Below are 13,081 nucleotides of genomic sequence, written 5' to 3' on the forward strand. Positions count from 1 at the left end.
CGAACCGGCCTCGTGCCAGTATCGTCACATGACATCGTCATGGCTGTAGGCCTTGCTGCTATCCAGAAAGGCCAATCCGTCCCCGGTTATGCCGCCATCAGCAAGGTGACCGCGCAACAGCGCTTACGCCTTTACACTCATTACCTCCTGCCAGTTGGTGGCAGCCGGATTGAGGAAGAGTGACAGAAACTCGGTCTTGTCCCGGTGCCGGATCGCATGCTGGAACTTGACCGCTACAGCCCGAACATCCGTGCGGTCGGGGGCCTGCGCAGAAACGGGGCCAGCAGCGGCAATCAGCAGGGCGGTTGTAATCCGATACTTCACGGGCGGCGTTGTCCTCTGGCGCCATGCTGATCTGTTTAGCTCTGTGAGAACGGGCGCAGGCAATCCCGAAGCCGCAACTCTACCGGCGCGAGAACGCGCTTTCCACGATCTTCTGAAAAATTTCGATCGATCTGGTCTGTCTGCAATGTCCAGCACGACGCTGCTCATCTGCGCGGCGGGTGTGCTGGCCGATCCTGCGACGAGTAATGGCCTCGGCTATGACGTTGGAGCCGCGAATCCTGCCGGACTTAATTATGCAGGTAGACCGTGAAATTGACTGGCTCGATCAAACGCTGACCGAGCGGGGGAAGCATCTGGTCGGCACAGATTTTGGTCGAGCTGATTTAAATGCTGCAAGCCTGCTTGCCCCGATAGCGTTACCGCAGGTGGAACCAGTCAAAAGCATTTCAGCAGGATTGAACTGGCCATATCAACTTGCTTCCGCTCTAACCAGGTGGTCGAACCGACCGACGTTGCAGTGGGTACGCCGCTTGTACGCCGATTATAGAATACCGGTTTCCTGAAAACGAACGGGTAACAGCAATCCAGCCTCGTCGATCGAGCCGACGGACGCCCATGGGCCTCGCTTTTCCCAAAAGCTGTTCCTGCTTCCTTATTCCCGAAACTCCCGATTTCGACGGGGAAACGGGAAACATGGCGAGGTTCACCGCGCCGCCATCCGCCGCGCGAAATGCACCTCCACCGCCTGCAGCACCGCCTTGGCGATCCGCTCGCGGCCCTGTTCGCTGTCGAGGAAGGCTGCGTCCTGCATGTTGGAGATATAGCCGGTCTCGAACAGGATCGACGGCATGTCGGGCGCCTTCAGCACCATCAGCGAGGCCATGCGGTGGAAGCTCGGCTTGACCGGGATCAGCGGCTGCGCCTCGCGGCCCAACAACCGCGCGAAGCTGGCCGAGGCATTCATCGTCTCGCGCTGGGTCAGGTCGATCAGGATCGAGGACACGTCGCTGTTCCCGCCCAGATCGACGCCCGCGATCACGTCCGCCTTGTTCTCGCGTGCCGCCAGCCGTGCGGCTTCCTTGTCGGAGGCGACGTCGGACAGGGTATAGGCGGTGGCGCCGCGCGCCTCCCCCGCCCCGGCGCTGTCGCAATGGATCGAGATGAACAGGTCGGCATGCAGCCGCCGCGCAATGCCATAGCGCTCGCGGTGCAGGATATAGCGGTCGTCCTCGCGGGTCAGCGCGGCGCGCACCCGGCCCGACGCGACCAGCGTGTCGCGAATCTCCTTCGCGATGGCCAGTGTCACGTCCTTTTCGCGCAGGCCCGTCTGCGGATTGATCGCGCCGGGATCGACGCCGCCATGCCCGGCATCGATCACCACCAGCGGCCGGTTGTCGGCTCCCTTCACGCGCGGCAGCGGCAGCGCGCGCGACGGGCTGGGCACCGGCACGGTCAGGGTATAGGCGGGCTTGCGCTGGAAATGGAACGGGAAGAAGTCGAGCACGCCCGCGAAGCTCGCCTGGGTATAGCGGCCGACCATCGGTTTCAGCGTCAGCGACAGGGTCTTGCCGTCATCGTCGAACCCGCCGTCGAAGATCGCCGCGTCCTGCGCCAGCGTGAAGGTCAGGCGGGTCACGCCGGGCTGGATGCGGGTCTGAGTCAGCGCGCGCACCACGCCGTCGCGGATCGTGGCGGTGCCGGGCGACGCGCCGGTCACGTCGATCGCGACGCGGCGCTGTTCGGTCAGCATGACGCTGCGCGCGCGCTTCACCGGCGTGTCGAACCGGATGATCAGGCGCGCACCGCGCACCACCACCTTCTGCACCGTCGCAGCCATCGCGCTCATCGGCGCGAACAGCCCGAGCAGGAATGTGAACAGCATCAGCACGACCCGGCGACCATGCCGGGCTTGTGCCTCGCTGGTCCAGCGAAAAGCCATGACCGCATACCCTTTTCCACGATCCGGAGATCGAAACACGCGGGTAGCGGACCGTGCCTGTCTCCAGCCTTACGGCCATTGGTTAACCCGAAATTCGGCATGTTTTGGCCGCCCGATCGGCAGATTTCCGCCTGTTGCGCCAACGTTCCGATGATGCTAGCACTCCTGCGGACCCCGGCCTCGATCACCTCTCCCACGATCGGGACGGGGCCATCTCTAAAAGGGCTGGGACTGCGAGGATTTCGCGCCCGGACCAACCAGGTTGACGCTCGCATGACGCATATGATCCACCCCGCTGACCGACCGGCCTTTGCCGGTGGGATCGCGGTGTCGTGGGTCCGCACCGGCCCCGTTGCCGATGCTGCGGCTGCAAGCGGCACGCTTTCCGTTATTTCCAGCGGACCGGCGCCCCGCGCCGCCGCCCACCTTATTTACCGCGCGCGACGGCTGCCGCCAGGCCCGGCGCGCGCGTGGAGACTTCACAATGACCACGCGTATGCTGATCGACGCACGCCACCGGGAAGAAACCCGCGTGGCCGTCGTCAAGGGTAACCGGATCGAGGAATTCGACTTCGAGTCGGCCGAGCGCAAGCAGCTCAAGGGCAATATCTACCTCGCCAAGGTGACCCGCGTCGAACCGTCGCTGCAGGCGGCCTTTGTCGATTACGGCGGCAACCGTCACGGCTTCCTGGCCTTTTCGGAAATCCACCCCGATTATTACCAGATCCCGAAGGAAGATCGCGAAGCCCTGCTGCGCGAAGAGGCCGAGCACGCCGCCGAAGAGGCCGCGCTGCGTGCCGAGCTGGACGACGAGGACGATCACGACGATCATGAGGATGATGGCGACCACGCCGACGACCATCATGACGACGAGGACGGCGAAGGCGATGCCCCCGCCCGCCCGAAGAAGTCGACCGTCAACGACGACCAGGTCGAGGCGCTGCGCCAGCGTCGCCAGAATCTGCGCCGCCGCTACAAGATCCAGGACGTCATCCATCGCCGCCAGGTCCTGCTGGTCCAGATCGTCAAGGAAGAGCGCGGCAACAAGGGCGCGGCGCTGACGACCTATCTGTCGCTCGCGGGTCGTTACTGCGTGCTGATGCCCAACACGTCGCACGGCGGCGGCATCAGCCGGAAGATATCGAATGCGTCGGACCGCAAGCGCCTGAAGACCATCATGGCCGAGATGCAGCTGCCCTCGACCATGGGCTGCATCGTCCGCACCGCCGGGCTCCAGCGCACCAAGACCGAGATCAAGCGCGACTTCGATTACCTCGCGCGCCTGTGGGACGGCATCCGCGAAAAGACGCTGCATTCGTCGGCGCCCGCGCTGATCTATGGCGACAGCGACCTCATCAAGCGTGCGATCCGCGACATCTATAATCGCGAGATCGAGGAAGTGATCGTCGAGGGCGAGGAAGGCTATCGCCAGGCCAAGGACTTCATGCGCCTGCTGATGCCCGCGCATGCCCGCCGGGTGAAGCAATATGCCGATGCCGTGCCGCTGTTCCAGCGTGCGCATGTCGAGGATCAGCTGGCCGCGATGTACAATCCGGTCGTCCAGCTGAAGTCGGGCGGCTATCTGGTCATCAACCCGACCGAAGCGCTGGTGTCGATCGACATCAACTCGGGGCGTTCGACCCGCGAGCATAATATCGAACAGACCGCCACCGCGACCAATCTGGAAGCCGCGCAGGAAATCGCGCGCCAGCTGCGTCTGCGCGACATGGCGGGTCTGGTCGTCATCGACTTCATCGACATGGACAACAATTCCAATGTCCGAAAGGTCGAGAAGGCGATGAAGGAGGCGCTGAAGAACGATCGCGCCCGCATCCAGGTCGGCCGCATCTCGTCCTTCGGGCTGATGGAAATGAGCCGCCAGCGCCTGCGCACCGGCGTGCTCGAGGCCTCGACCCGCCCCTGCCCGCATTGCGAGGGCACCGGCCTGGTCCGCACCGCCTCGTCCTCGGGCCTGTCGGCGCTGCGGCTGATCGAGGACGAGGCCGCGCGCGGTCGCGGCTCGATCCTGACCCTGCGCGCCAGCCAGGAAGCGGCCGTCTATGTCCTCAACCGCAAGCGCGCCGATATCGCCGAGATCGAGGATCGCTATGGCGTGACCGTCGAGATCATCCCCGACCGCGAGGAAGAGGGTGCGCGCATGACGGTCGAGGCGTCCGGCCCGCCGCCCGCCTATGCGCCCAAGATCGACATGCTCCTTCCCGTCGAGGAAGATGAGGACGATCTGGTCGACGAGATCGAGGAGGAAGAAGAGGACGAGGTCGAGGAGGAAGCGACCGAAGCACCCCGCCCGCGCGAATCGCGGGACGAAGGCGACGGCAATGGCCGCAAGCGTCGTCGTCGCCGTCGCGGTCGCCGCAACCGTGGCGAGGGTGAAGGCACCGAACAGGCCGAAGGCGAGGAACACGCCGATGACGCCGAGCAGGACGGGGCCGAGCAGGACACAACCGATGGCGAGGAACCGGCCGAGGACGACGCCGCCGAGTCGATCGACGCCACCGAAGCCGAGCCGCGCGAAGGCGGACGCCGCCGTCGCGGACGTCGCGGTCGCCGTGGCGGTCGTCGTGGCGAAGGTGCCGCGAACGACACAGCCGAAGCTGCGACCGATACCGCGTCGGATGACGATGCGTCGGACGCGCCGCTGCCGATCGTCGAGCCGATCGAGGCAGGCGATGCCGCGCCGGTGACGACCCCGCTCGCGGTGGCCGAGGCCGAGGCGAGCGACGCGCCCAAGACCCGCCGCCGCCCGCGCGCCCGCAAGGCCGCGCCGGTCGCCAGCGACGTGGTCGAGACGCCGGTCGTCGAGGAAGCGCCTGCGCCGGTCGCCCCGGTCGCCGAAGTCGAGGCGGAAGCCGAAGCCCCGGCCAAGCCGAAGCGCGTCCGCAAGAAGGCGGCCCCCAAGGTTGCGGCCGAACCCGCCGCCAAGGAAGTCGCTCCGGTCGCCGAGGCGGAAGCCGAAGCCCCGGCCAAGCCCAAGCGCGTCCGCAAGAAGGCAGCCCCCAAGGTTGCCGCCGAGCCGGTCGCCGAGGAAGCCCCCGCCGCCGAACCGGCTCCGGCCGAGGAACCGGCAGCGGCCGATGCCGAAGGTGCAACCGGGGAAACCCCGCGCCGCGGCTGGTGGCAGCGCACCTTCGGCGCCTGATCGCCACAGCGACGGCTGACAAGACGCCCTCCTTCCCCAGCGGGAGGAGGGCGTTTTTCGTTGGAGGAATTCCCCCATGCACCATCCCGGCGAAGGCCGGGATCCAGTTGGGCGAACGCCGATGTGTCCCCCCATCGTGCCGCAACTGGACCCCGGCCTCCGCCGGGATGGTGCCACATAAGATCAACGATCGATGCGTTCAGTCCGCCGGGAACGTCCGGCTGCTCTTCACCACCCCATAAGCGAAGGTGGTATCCAGGCTGGCGATCCCGGCGATCGCGTGCATCTTGCGGCGGATGAACCGCTCATAGGATTCCAGGTCGGCGACGATGACGCGGAGCAGATAATCGGCGTCCCCGGTCAACAGGTGACAGTCCATCACCTCGTCCAACTGACGGATCGCCTCCTCGAACTGCTGTACCAGGTCGCGCGCATGGCGCTCCAGCCGCACCCGGATGAAGGCCGTCACCGGCAGGCCATAGCGTTGCTGATCGACGATCGCGCCATAGCCCTGGATCACCCCCGCCTGTTCGAGCAGGCGCACCCGCCGAAGACAGGGTGACGGCGACAGGCCGACGCGCTCGGCCAGGTCCTGGTTGGTGAGCCGCCCGTCCTGCTGGAGCAGGCGGACGATCTGGCGGTCCTTGGTATCCATGCCTGATCTTAGCAGATTCTGCCAATCCGCCAGCCCTATTTGGCAAAGAACGCAATTTCGACACCGGCCTTCCGGCTTAAAATGGCGGCATCACCGATAGAAAGCCCGCCTGCCATGTCGACCCCTGCCCCTTTCGGTTTCGCCACCGCCGCCATCCATCACGGCTATGATCCCCAAGATCATGAGGGCGCGCTGACCCCGCCGCTCCACCTCACCTCGACCTTCGCGTTCGAGAGCGCGGAGGACGGCGCGGCGCGTTTCTCCGGCGAGGCACCGGGCCATGTCTATAGCCGCATCTCCAACCCGACGGTCGACCTGCTGGAACGGCGGATCGCCCATCTGGAGGGGGCCGAGGCGGCGCTGGGAACGGCATCGGGCATGGGCGCGATCACCGCGACCCTGTGGACGCTATTGCGCCCGGGGGACGAAATCCTGACCGACATGACGCTTTATGGCTGCACCTTCGCGTTCATGCAGCATGGGCTGGGCCGGTTCGGCATCCGCGTCACCCATGTCGACATGACCGACATCGCGGCGGTCGAGGGAGCGCTGGGGCCGGACACGAGGCTCGTCTATTTCGAGACGCCCGCCAATCCGAACATGCGGCTGGTCGATATCCAGGCAGTCTGCGCGCTCGCCAGGGCGCATGGTGCGTGGAGCGTGGTCGACAACACCTATGCCACGCCGGTCATCACCCGCCCGATCGCGTTGGGCGCGGATTTCGTCGTCCACTCCGCCACCAAATATCTGGGCGGGCATGGCGATCTGGTCGCGGGCATGGTGCTGGGCCGTGCGGCGGATATCCAGCAGATCCGGTTGTTCGGCGTGAAGGACATGACCGGCGCGGTACTGTCGCCGTTCAACGCCATGCTGATCCTGCGCGGGCTGAAGACGCTGGAACTCCGTGTACAACGTCATGCCGCCTCGGCGCAGGCGATCGCCGAACGGCTCCAGGCGCATCCGGCGGTGCATGCGGTCCATTATCCGGGGCTGGAGAGCTTCCCCCAATATGATCTGGCCCAGCGCCAGATGGCGCTGCCCGGCGGCATGATCGCGTTCCGGGTGCGCGGCGGGTATGAGGCGGGCAAGCGGGTGATGAACCGGCTGACCCTGATCCAGCGCGCGGTGTCGCTGGGCGATGCCGAAACGCTGATCCAGCATCCCGCGAGCATGACCCACTCCACCTATCCGGTCGAACAGCTCATCGCGCACGGCATCATGCCCGACTTGGTGCGGTTGTCGGTCGGACTGGAGGATGTGCGGGACATCTGGGCCGATCTGGGCGCGGCGCTGGATGCGGAGCGGGATACGCTGTCGCACGCGGCGTAACGGCCGATGGGGCACCCCTGACGGTACCCCCCCTCCGTTCAGCCTGAGCGAAGTCGAAGGCCAAGGGAAAACCTCTCGACCCAGGTCGGATCGTGGCGGAGGTCCGTGCGTGGCCTTCGACTTCGCTCAGGCTGAACGGAGGATGGGAGTTACCGGCCCACCGGACGGCGGTGGGAGATTGCGCCCCCAAACCTCGTCGCCCTTCCCACAACGAAAAAGGGCCGGACGTTTCCGTCCGGCCCCTGTTCTTTACGCCGCCTTCGAGCGAGCCGCGCGCTTGCGCTCGTTCGGGTCGAGGTAGCGCTTGCGCAGACGGATCGACTTCGGGGTCACTTCGACCATCTCGTCGTCGTCGATATACGCAATCGCCTGCTCCAGCGTCATCTTCTTCGGCGGGGTCAGGCGGATGGCGTCATCCTTGCCGCCCGAGGCGCGGAAGTTGGTCAGCTGCTTCGCCTTCATCGGGTTGACCTCGAGGTCATCCGTCTTGGCGTTCTCGCCGATGATCATGCCTTCGTACAGCGCCTCGCCGTGGCCGACGAACAGGATGCCGCGCTCTTCGAGCGGACCCAGCGCGTACCCTTGCGCTTCGCCCGCGCCGTTCGAGATCAGGACGCCGTTCTTGCGGCCTTCGATCTTGCCCTTGTGGGGGCCGTACTTCTCGAACAGGCGGTTCATGATGCCGGTGCCGCGCGTGTCCGACAGGAACTCGCCGTGGTAACCGATCATGCCGCGCGAGGGCGCGGAGAAGGTGATGCGAGTCTTGCCGCCGCCCGACGGACGCATGTCGGTCATCTCGGCCTTGCGCAGGTTCATCTTCTCGACGACCGTGCCCGAATATTCCTCGTCCACGTCGATGATGACGGTTTCGTACGGCTCGGTCTTCTTGCCGTCCTCGTCCTCGCCGAACAGCACGCGCGGGCGGCTGATGCCCAGCTCGAAGCCTTCGCGGCGCATCGTCTCGATCAGAACACCCAGCTGGAGTTCGCCGCGACCGGCGACCTCGAAGCTGTCGCGGTCGTCGCTTTCGGTGACCTTCACCGCGACGTTCGATTCCGCTTCGCGCATCAGGCGGTCGCGGATCATGCGGCTGGTGACCTTCGAACCCTCACGGCCCGCCATCGGCGAGTCGTTGACCGCGAAGCGCATCGACAGCGTCGGCGGATCGATCGGCTGCGCCTTCAGCGGCACGCTGACCGAGGTGTCGGCGATGGTGTTCGCCACCGTCGCGACGGCCAGACCCGCCAGCGAGATGATGTCGCCCGCCTTGGCTTCCTCGACCGGCACGCGGTCCAGGCCGCGGAACGACATGATCTTCGACGCGCGGCCGGTCTCGACGATGTTGCCATCGGCGTCGAGCGCGTGGATCGCCTGGTTCAGCTTGACCGTGCCCGAGTTGACGCGGCCGGTCAGGATGCGGCCCAGGAAGTTGTCGCGGTCGAGCAGCGTCACCAGGAAGGTGAAGGGCACGTCCTCGACTTCGACCTTCGGCGCCGGAACATGGTTCACGATCGTCTCGAACATCGGGATCAGCGTGCCTTCGCGCGCGTCCATGTCGGTCGAGGCATAGCCGTTGCGGCCCGAGGCGTAGAGGACGGGGAAGTCCAGCTGCTCGTCATTCGCGTCGAGCGAGACGAACAGGTCGAACACTTCGTCCAGCACTTCCTGGATCCGCGCGTCGGCACGGTCGACCTTGTTGACGACGACGATGGGCTTCAGGCCCAGCGCCAGCGCCTTGCCGGTCACGAACTTCGTCTGCGGCATGGCGCCTTCCGACGAGTCGACCAGCAGGACGACACCGTCGACCATCGACAGGATGCGCTCCACCTCGCCGCCGAAGTCGGCGTGGCCGGGGGTGTCGACGATGTTGATGCGGATCGACTCGTCGCTGCCCGGCGGAGTCCAGTCGACCGAGGTCGGCTTGGCGAGAATCGTGATCCCGCGCTCCTTTTCCAGGTCGTTGGAGTCCATCGCGCGCTCTTCGACGCGCTGGTTGTCGCGGAAGGTGCCCGACTGGCGGAACAGCTGATCAACCAGGGTCGTCTTGCCATGGTCGACGTGCGCGATGATCGCCACGTTGCGGAGGCTCATGCAAATTTCTCTTGTTCGGAGGGTATGTCGCCGCGCGCCATAGCCGAAAGCCAAGCAAAGCGAAAGGGCGGCGCGGATATTGCGGCGCACAAAGGTGGTTGGCGGGTGAAACGATGCCACGGCGAACAAGTTCCTCCCCTGCAAGGGCAGGTGGCAGCTCGCAGGCGGGTGGAGGGGGAGCGCCGCAATGGCTGCCCTGTGAGGAAGCCCCCCTCCACCACCGCTTCGCGGCGGTCCCCCTCCCCGCGAGCGGGGAGGATTACTTGGCGCGGGGCACCACCTTGAGCGTCCAGTCGGTGTCCGGCCGCAGATAGCGCGCCGCGACCGCCTGAAGGTCGGCAGGACCGATCGATACGAAGTCCTGCGCCAGCCGCTTGGTCGCCTCGATCCGCTGCGGATCGTAGGTCGCACCGCCCAGCCGCTGCATCCAGAACAGATTGCCCGACGCCATGCGGGCGAGCCGTTGCGCCATGGGCCGCTTGATCCGTTGCAGTTCGTCGGCATCGATCGGCTTCGACGCCAGGTCGGCGGCGATCGAGCGGGCGGTCGCCAGGAAGAAGTCGACCTTGTCGGGGGCGACCATGCCGATGGCGATCATCCGCCCGCCGCCGGGCAGGCCGATCGGCCACTGGCTGGCCACCTGCGGGCTGTAGCTCGCCCCCGCCTGCGAACGCAGCCGGTCGAACAGCCGGTCGGCGAAGACCTGCGCCAGCACGTCCAGCCGGTTGCGGATGCGGTCGTCGGCCGATCCGCCGCCGGTCGGCCAGGCGATCACCGCCGCCGCCTGGTCGGCCGGGCCGGTATGCGTGCGGACGACGGGCGTGGCGACATGCGCGGGGAAGCGGATCGGCGGCACCGGGCCAGTCGCCCCTTGACGCGCCGGGATCGCGCCGAAGCTGTCCGCCACCGCCTTGATCGCTTCATCCGCCTTCACGTCGCCGAACACCGACACCTCGATCGGGCCGGAGGCGAGCAGCGGCGCCCAGAGCGCCTTGAACGATTCCGGCGTGGTCGCCTCCACCGCGTCGCGCGGCGGCGTGCCCCAGCGCGGATCGCCGTCGCGCAGCAACCGCTCCAGATCGTGGCCGAGCACCCCGTCGGGCGACGAGTCGAACCCGTCATACCCCGCCAGCATCGCCGCCTTGGCCCGGTTGACCGGTGCCGCGTCCCAGCGCGGGGCGATCAGCTTGGCCGCCATCAGCTTGAGGTTGTCGGCATAATCGCCGGGCGACGACAGGGCGTTGAAGGCGAAGGCATCGTCGTCGATATCGAAGTCCATTCCCATCGTCCGCCCGGCGGTCAGCCGGTCGAGATCGCCCTGGTCGAACTTGCCGATACCCCCCGCGACCAGCGCGAGGTCGGCGGCCCAGGCCGGGCTCTCCCGGGTCGCGGGCAAGGCGTCATAGCCGCGCCCGAACCGGACCCGCAGATAGACCCGTGCCGTCTCACCGTCATTGGCGAACAACAACAGGCGCGTGCCATTGGCGAACGTCACCTTTTCCAGCCCCAGATCGGAGACTTTCTCTCGTGACACGACCTTGCCGGGCGTACCCAGCCTGGGGAGCTGGGCGAAGGTCACCGCGCCCTGACGGCGGCGCTGTTCGGCCAGCGGGCGGACATCCGCCTTCAGCGCGGCGGTCAGCTTGGCGACCGCATCGGCCTGCACCGTGCGGGTGTTGACCAGCGCGCGGGTCGCGGTGCCCTGGAAAATCTTGCGCGTCGAGGCCAGCACCGTGGCGGGCGTGAACATCTTCTTGTCGATCGCCTGACGCAGGATCTGATAGCTCGTCTCGGGTGCCGTCACCGTCTCGCGGATATCAAGCGCGCCGACCATGTCGTCGGCCTGTTTCGATCCCGCCTCGACGCGTGAGGTTTCGACCTGGTTGCGCAGGATCGCGTTATAATCGGCCAGTTCGCGGTCGATCTCCCCTTGTGTCGGCGGAGTCGCCATCGCATCGGCGATGACCGCGCGCACATCCTTCAGTGCGGCTTCCCAGTTATCGCCGATCGGCACGACATTGACCGTGGTGATATTGGCCGAACGCGATACGTCGTCGAGGGCCACGGCAGCCTGCAGGAAGCTGCCCCCGGCCCGCGCCCGATTTTCCAGACGGCGGCTGATCAGGCGCGCGGCGACCATGTCGACCATCCGCTTCTGATTGAAGATCGCGGTATCGTCCTGATACTGCCAGGGCCGAAGCACCGCCATGGCGACGACCGGCGGTATCGACGGCTCGACCAGCGCCCCCGCGACGGGTGCATCGGCGGTCGGCTTGCCGAAATCGGGATCGGGCGGATTGGGGCCGACGCCCTGCCACGACCCGAAATTCTTTGTGACCAGCCTGGCCAGCAGCGCCGGGTCCATATCGCCCGAGATGATGATGACCGCGCGTTCGGGACGATACCAGCGATCGTGAAATGCCTTCACCGTCTCCGGCGTCGCCGCCTCCAGCGTCTTGAGCTGGCCGATCGGCGAGCGTTCGGCGAGCGGCTGGCCCGCAAACAGGGTTTCGCGCAGCTTGTCCGAATAGCGGACCTGCGGCCCCGGCCGCTCGCGCCGTTCGGCCAGCACGACCGGACGCTCGGCGTTCAGCGACTGGGCGGTCAGCGAGGGCGCGGCCATCATGCCGCTGAGGATCTTGAGACTCTCGTCCAGCCCCGCCTCGGTCGCGCCGGGCAGGTCGAGCTGATAGACGGTCTGGGTCGGCGTCGTCGACGCGTTGGAGTCCGAACCGAAGGTCGCGCCCAGCCGCTGCCAGATACGCTTGGCCTCGCCATCGGGGACGTATTGTGATCCGCGGAAGGACAGATGCTCGATCAGATGCGCGAAACCGCGCTCGGAGGCCTGTTCGTTCAGCGAACCCGCGTCGATCCGCACCCGCACCGCGACCTGCCCGGGCGGCACCCCGTTGCGGCGGACCGCGAAGCGCAGGCCATTGGCCAGTCGCCCGAACTTCCACATCTTGTCCTGCGGCAGGTCCGAGCCCTTGTAGAGCCATGGGGTCTGGTCGACGCCGGGAATCGGCGGCAGCGGGGCGAGCGGATCGGCGGTCGCGCCAGGGGCGGGCGCCACGGTGGCGGCCACCGGCATGCCCTGCGGCACCGAACGATTGTCGGTCTGGCCGGGAACCTGGCCGATGACGGGGATCGCCAGTCCGAGAAGGACCGGCAGGGCAAGGCTGCGCAGAGCGCGGGTCGGGAATGCCATACGCCCCTCTTAACCCGCCGCACGCCGGATCGCCAGCCGCCCCTAAATCGCCCCAATGCGCCGCTTTGCGACGGTTCGACGCCATCATTTCGACCCAGTGGCGGGGTAGGACGACCGGACTGATCCCGCGTCACAAGGGCCATCGATGCCCGGGCGCCAAGGGTCGGGCCGGGGATGTTCGGAACGTGATGACCAAGTCGATCAAGGCCAGTGCCCAGCGTCAGGGGCCGGCCACAATATGGCACAATTCGGGCGAGGCCGAGCGGCCCGTGCGGCCCGTCCCGACCCTGGTCGCCGCCGGACCCGATACCGCCAGCGCTTCGTCCCGGATCGCACGCCATTGCCGCCGCAGCCCGGCCGTCCAGGCGAAGTCGCGAATGTCGAGCACCGGGTCGTTGGGCACCAGCGAGGATG

Annotated in this window: 8 protein-coding genes and 1 pseudogene; 4 read left to right on the forward strand and 5 right to left on the reverse strand. The window is 66.7% G+C overall.

Annotated features, from left to right (window positions below):
- Together BSZ14_RS19930 and BSZ14_RS19775 are read left to right on the forward strand one after the other, a co-directional pair.
- Positions 1 to 183: hypothetical protein (locus tag BSZ14_RS19930; RefSeq protein ID WP_206744347.1), on the forward strand; the 183-nt coding region annotated here is incomplete at its 5' end.
- A 347-nt stretch (positions 184 to 530) separates the two neighbouring features.
- Positions 531 to 848, forward strand: coding sequence for a hypothetical protein (locus BSZ14_RS19775; protein ID WP_206744348.1), 318 nt, complete (start codon positions 531 to 533; stop codon positions 846 to 848).
- 140 nt (positions 849 to 988) lie between these two features.
- Here the strand turns inward: BSZ14_RS19775 and BSZ14_RS17695 are convergent, their stop codons facing one another.
- The gene (locus tag BSZ14_RS17695; RefSeq protein WP_076711916.1) at positions 989 to 2,224 is read right to left on the reverse strand and encodes an N-acetylmuramoyl-L-alanine amidase family protein; all 1,236 of its coding nucleotides are present in this window, start codon (positions 2,222 to 2,224) and stop codon (positions 989 to 991) included.
- A gap of 484 nt (positions 2,225 to 2,708) precedes the next feature.
- Between BSZ14_RS17695 and BSZ14_RS17700 the strand changes: the two genes are divergently transcribed.
- Positions 2,709 to 5,384 carry an Rne/Rng family ribonuclease gene (locus BSZ14_RS17700; protein ID WP_241823822.1) on the forward strand — a complete coding sequence of 892 codons (2,676 nt, stop codon included), beginning with the start codon at positions 2,709 to 2,711 and terminating at the stop codon, positions 5,382 to 5,384.
- A 199-nt stretch (positions 5,385 to 5,583) separates the two neighbouring features.
- Here the strand turns inward: BSZ14_RS17700 and BSZ14_RS17705 are convergent, their stop codons facing one another.
- The gene (locus tag BSZ14_RS17705) at positions 5,584 to 6,039 is read right to left on the reverse strand and encodes an Lrp/AsnC family transcriptional regulator (RefSeq protein ID WP_042489617.1); all 456 of its coding nucleotides are present in this window, start codon (positions 6,037 to 6,039) and stop codon (positions 5,584 to 5,586) included.
- Positions 6,040 to 6,153: 114 nt separating this feature from the next.
- Here BSZ14_RS17705 and BSZ14_RS17710 point away from each other — a divergent pair, with 114 nt between their 5' ends.
- A complete protein-coding gene (locus BSZ14_RS17710) occupies positions 6,154 to 7,368 on the forward strand; it encodes a methionine gamma-lyase (RefSeq protein ID WP_076711918.1) in 1,215 nt (404 codons plus the stop codon).
- Between the two features lie 249 nt (positions 7,369 to 7,617).
- Here the strand turns inward: BSZ14_RS17710 and typA are convergent, their stop codons facing one another.
- The 3 genes and pseudogenes from typA to BSZ14_RS20125 all read right to left on the reverse strand — a co-directional run.
- The gene (gene typA, locus BSZ14_RS17715) at positions 7,618 to 9,459 is read right to left on the reverse strand and encodes a translational GTPase TypA (protein ID WP_076711919.1); all 1,842 of its coding nucleotides are present in this window, start codon (positions 9,457 to 9,459) and stop codon (positions 7,618 to 7,620) included.
- Positions 9,460 to 9,718: 259 nt separating this feature from the next.
- Positions 9,719 to 12,667 carry a M16 family metallopeptidase gene (locus BSZ14_RS17720; RefSeq protein ID WP_076711920.1) on the reverse strand — a complete coding sequence of 983 codons (2,949 nt, stop codon included), beginning with the start codon at positions 12,665 to 12,667 and terminating at the stop codon, positions 9,719 to 9,721.
- A 220-nt stretch (positions 12,668 to 12,887) separates the two neighbouring features.
- Positions 12,888 to 13,081: pseudogene (locus tag BSZ14_RS20125) on the reverse strand (aspartyl/asparaginyl beta-hydroxylase domain-containing protein); the annotation flags it as partial.

It is taken from the genome of Sphingomonas sp. Sph1(2015) (genome assembly GCF_001970915.1).
GTDB lineage: Bacteria > Pseudomonadota > Alphaproteobacteria > Sphingomonadales > Sphingomonadaceae > Sphingomonas > Sphingomonas parapaucimobilis.